We start from the raw sequence: 2,897 nt of genomic DNA, 5'->3' as shown, positions 1-2,897 counted from the left end.
AAAAAAATCCTCAACAATTTCTTGTTGAGGATTAAAAAAGGCAACGACCTACTCTCCCACAAATGCAGTACCATCGGCGCTAATGGGCTTAACTTCTCTGTTCGGAATGGTAAGAGGTGAGCCCCATCGCTATAACCACCTTAAGTTATAGCTGCTCGCTATTAGATTTTACTCCTCTAGCATACAGCGTTTATCTCTTTGGATAAACAAATATCTTAACATATTGAAACAAAAATCATGAATATAATGTATTGTATAACTTATAAAAAAACAGGCGTACAATAAGCCTATGGGTTATTAGTACTACTTGGCTATGACATTACTGCCTTTACACCTATAGCCTATCAACGTGGTAATCTTCCACGACCCTTTAAAGAAATCTCATCTTGTGGTGGGTTTCGCGCTTATATGCTTTCAGCGCTTATCCCTTCCCAACGTAGCTACTCAGCAATGCTCCTGGCGGAACAACTGATACACCAGAGGTTAGTCCAACTCGGTCCTCTCGTACTAGAGTCAGATCCACTCAAATTTCTAACGCCCACTGTAGATAGAGACCGAACTGTCTCACGACGTTCTGAACCCAGCTCGCGTGCCACTTTAATGGGCGAACAGCCCAACCCTTGGGACCTTCTCCAGCCCCAGGATGTGACGAGCCGACATCGAGGTGCCAAACCCCCCCGTCGATATGAGCTCTTGGGGGAGATCAGCCTGTTATCCCCGGCGTACCTTTTATCCTTTGAGCGATGGCCCTTCCATACGGAACCACCGGATCACTATGCTCTACTTTCGTACCTGATCGACTTGTAGGTCTCTCAGTCAAGCTCCCTTATGCCATTGCACTCTACGCACGATTACCAACCGTGCTGAGGGAACCTTTAGAAGCCTCCGTTACTCTTTTGGAGGCGACCACCCCAGTCAAACTACCCACCAAGCACTGTCCCTTCAAAAGAAGGTTAGACTCTAGATAAGCAAAGGGTGGTATTTCAACAATGACTCCACAACGCCTAGCGACGCCACTTCAAAGTCTCCCACCTATCCTACACATTACTTATCCAAAACCAATACTAAGCTATAGTAAAGGTGCACGGGGTCTTTTCGTCCCACAGCGGGTAATCGGCATCTTCACCGATACTACAATTTCACCGAGCTCATGGCTGAGACAGTGTCCAGATCGTTGCACCATTCGTGCAGGTCGGAACTTACCCGACAAGGAATTTCGCTACCTTAGGACCGTTATAGTTACGGCCGCCGTTTACTGGGGCTTCATTTGAATGCTTCGCCGAAGCTAACATCTCCACTTAACCTTCCAGCACCGGGCAGGTGTCAGGCCATATACATCATCTTTCAATTTAGCATAGCCCTGTGTTTTTGATAAACAGTCGCCTGGACCTTTTCACTGCGGCCACCCCGAAGGGTGGCGACTCTTCTCCCGAAGTTACGAGTCTATTTTGCCTAATTCCTTAGCCATGAATCTCTCGAGCACCTTAGAATTCTCATCCCAACTACCTGTGTCGGTTTAGGGTACGGGCTGCTTCTCTTGCTTTTCTTGGAAGTCGATTTGCTAGATTATCACCTTGACCGAAGTCTCAGTGTACTATCGCGGTGTTACCACTCGCTTCAACGCACAATTCCGTCTGTGCGCACTAACTTTTCGCCTCCGTCACTTTTAGTGAGAGCAGGTACTGGAATATTAACCAGTTGTCCATCCACTACCCCTTTCGGGTTCGCGTTAGGTCCCGACTAACCCTCAGCTGATTAGCATAGCTGAGGAAACCTTAGTCTTTCGGTGTGCGGGTTTCTCGCCCGCATTATCGTTACTTATGCCTACATTTTCTTTTGTAGCTTCTCCAGCATGCCTCACAGCACACCTTCGACGACACTACAATGCTCCCCTACCGATATTTCTATCCCATAGCTTCGGTAATATGTTTATGCCCGATTATTATCCATGCCGAACCGCTCGACTAGTGAGCTGTTACGCACTCTTTAAATGAATGGCTGCTTCCAAGCCAACATCCTAGCTGTCAAAGCAGTTCAACCTCGTTTTTTCAACTTAACATATATTTTGGGACCTTAGCTGATGGTCTGGGTTCTTTCCCTCTCGGACATGGACCTTAGCACCCATGCCCTCACTGCTGATTATCATTTTATAGCATTCGGAGTTTGTCAGGAATTGGTAGGCGGTGAAGCCCCCGCATCCAATCAGTAGCTCTACCTCTATAAAACTATAAATCAACGCTGCACCTAAATGCATTTCGGGGAGTACGAGCTATTTCCGAGTTTGATTGGCCTTTCACCCCTACCCACAGGTCATCCGAAGACTTTTCAACGTCAACCGGTTCGGTCCTCCACTGTATGTTACTACAGCTTCAACCTGCCCATGGGTAGATCACACGGTTTCGCGTCTACCACTACTAACTAAGCGCCCTATTCAGACTCGCTTTCGCTACGGATCCGGACCTGAAGTCCTTAACCTTGCTAGCAACGGTAACTCGTAGGCTCATTATGCAAAAGGCACGCCGTCACAGATCAAGTCTGCTCCGACCGCTTGTAAGCGTATGGTTTCAGGTTCTATTTCACTCCCTTATTCAGGGTTCTTTTCACCTTTCCCTCACGGTACTAGTTCACTATCGGTCTCTCAGGAGTATTTAGCCTTATCGGATGGTCCCGACTGTTTCATACAGGATTACTCGTGTCCCGCACTACTCAGGATACCACTATATCCACGTTCTTTACTTATACCGGACTATCACCGTCTTTGGTTTGTTTTTCCAAACAATTCTAATTCATTACGCTTCTAATGTCGTGGTCCTACAACCCCAGCATTGCCGTAACAATACTGGTTTGGGCTAATCCGCGTTCGCTCGCCACTACTAACGGAATCACTTTTGTTTTCT

At 47.1% G+C, this 2,897-nt stretch carries 2 rRNA genes (1 of these 2 cut by a window edge); both read right to left on the bottom strand.

Features of this window, described 5'->3' with window-relative positions:
• Positions 1 to 35: 35 nt before the first annotated feature.
• Positions 36 to 143 (bottom strand): 5S ribosomal RNA (rrf, locus tag M4I23_RS19120).
• Between the two features lie 134 nt (positions 144 to 277).
• Positions 278 to 2,897, bottom strand: a 23S ribosomal RNA gene (locus M4I23_RS19115) (it continues 204 nt past the right edge of the window).

The organism is Algibacter sp. L4_22 (assembly GCF_023473045.1).
Taxonomy (GTDB): Bacteria; Bacteroidota; Bacteroidia; order Flavobacteriales; family Flavobacteriaceae; genus Algibacter.
The sequence above is the reverse complement of the archived record's forward strand: the minus strand, read 5'-3'. Positions and strand labels throughout refer to the sequence as shown.